At 69.8% G+C, this 1,832-nt stretch carries 2 protein-coding genes; both read right to left on the bottom strand.

Features of this window, described 5'->3' with window-relative positions; all coding sequences use genetic code 11:
- The coding region (locus G6021_RS14750; RefSeq protein WP_182641606.1) for an acetyl-CoA C-acetyltransferase at nt 1-1,124 on the bottom strand (1,124 nt) is incomplete at its 3' end.
- Nucleotides 1,125-1,168: 44 nt separating this feature from the next.
- The gene (locus G6021_RS14745; protein WP_182609555.1) at nt 1,169-1,750 is read right to left on the bottom strand and encodes a TetR/AcrR family transcriptional regulator; all 582 of its coding nucleotides are present in this window, start codon (nt 1,748-1,750) and stop codon (nt 1,169-1,171) included.
- Nucleotides 1,751-1,832: the final 82 nt, after the last annotated feature.

Below are 1,832 nucleotides of genomic sequence, written 5' to 3'. Positions count from 1 at the left end.
CCCTCGCACATCGTCTGCAGGCCGTAGCGGCCGCCGGTGCGCTCGAGCTCGTTCAGGAGTGTGGCGAACAGTTTCGCGCCGGTGGCACCGAGCGGGTGACCGAGGGCGATGCCGCCGCCGTTGGGGTTCACCCGGGCCGGGTCGGCGCCGATCTCCTTGATCCAGGCCAACACGACGGGGGCGAACGCCTCGTTGATCTCCACCACGTCGATGTCGTCGATCGTCAGTCCGGTCTTCTCCAGGGCCCACCGGGTGGCGGGGATCGGCGCGGAGAGCATCATCACCGGATCGTCGCCGCGCACGGTGAGGTGGTGGATCCGGGCCCGCGGCGTCAGGCCGTACTTCTCCACCGCCTCCGCGGACGCGAGCAGCCCCGCGGACGCCCCGTCGGAGATCTGTGACGCCACCGCGGCGGTCAGGGACCCTCCCTCGGCGAGCACCGGCAGTGAGGCCATCTTCTCGAGTGTGGTCTCACGGGTGGTCTCGTCCGACTCGAGTCCGGCCAGCGGAACGTACTCACCAGCGAACCGGCCCTCGGCGATCGCGGCGCGGGCGCGGGAGTGCGACTGCAGCGCCCACTGCTCCATCTCCTCGCGGGAGATGTCCCACCTGTCGGCCATCATCTGCGCGCCGTTGAACTGCGAGATCTCCTGGGCGCCGAAGCGCTCGACCCACCCGGTGGAGCCGGTGAACGGGTCGTCGAACCCGTACTCGCGACCCGCCAGCATGGCCGACGAGATGGGCAGGGCGCTCATGTTCTGGACTCCACCGAACAGCACCACGTCCTGGGTCCCGGACATGATCCCCTGGGCCCCGAAGTGGATGGCCTGCTGGCTGGATCCGCACTGGCGGTCGACGGTCGTGCCGGGCACGCCGAGGGGCATCCCCGCCGCGAGCCACGCGGAGCGCGCGATGTTGCCCGCCTGGGGGCCGATGGCGTCCACGCAACCGAAGATCACGTCGTCGACGACCTCCGGGTCGATCCCCGTGCGCTCGACGACGGCGCGGATGACGTGCGCGCCCAGGTCCGCCGGGTGCTGGCCGGACAGGCTGCCGCCGCGCTTGCCCGCGGGCGTCCGGACTGCGTCGATCACGTAGGCCTCGCGGCCGGTCACGCTGGTCATGTGTCTCCTCGTGAGGGTATGAGATCAGGATGGGATGGTGCTGATCAGTCGTCGGCCAGGCCGTCGAGCACGATGCGCAGGTACTGGTCCGCGATCGCGGCGTGGTCGTCGGCGTCCTCCGGCCGGTACCAGCGCACTGCCACCCAGACCGTGTCACGGAGGAACCGGTAGGTGAGCCGGATGTCGAGGTCGGGACGGAACTCCCCGGACTCCATTCCCCGACTCAGCACGTCGGTCCACATCTCGCGGAACTCGGTGTTGCGCTCGCGGAGGTAGTCGAACCTCGGATTGCCCCGGAGATGCTTGAGCTCGTCCTGGTAGATGGCCACCTCGTCGCGGTGGCGGTGGATGGCCTCGAACGAGACGCGCACCAGCCCCTCGAGGGTCTCCCGGGGCGACGACCCCGCGTCGACGATCCGCTGGTAGTCACCGAAGAGCGAGTCGAGGAATCCGCGGAGGATCTCGTCTACGATCGCCTCCTTGGACGAGAAGTGGTGGTACAGGCTGCCCGAGAGGATGCCGGCCGCGTCGGCGATGTCTCGCACGGTGGTGGCGCGGAGGCCGCGCTCGGCGAAGAGCCCGGCGGCGATCGCCAGGAGCTCCTCACGTCTGGTCGTGCTGGTCATTCGGCCACCCTACCAACCAAGCACTTGCTAGGTACAGGACACCGCGACCCGAGGCCTGAGGCGGCCGCGTCGGTCCGCCCGC

This window comes from Dietzia sp. CW19, from assembly GCF_014145265.1.
GTDB classification, from domain to species: Bacteria; Actinomycetota; Actinomycetes; order Mycobacteriales; family Mycobacteriaceae; genus Dietzia; species Dietzia natronolimnaea.
The sequence above is the reverse complement of the archived record's forward strand: the minus strand, read 5'-3'. Positions and strand labels throughout refer to the sequence as shown.

What these genes read in the sequence shown, in the direction of transcription:
- G6021_RS14745 (WP_182609555.1), bottom strand. Translation starts at nt 1,750, where the DNA reads ATGACCAGCACGACCAGACGTGAGGAGCTCCTGGCGATCGCCGCCGGG.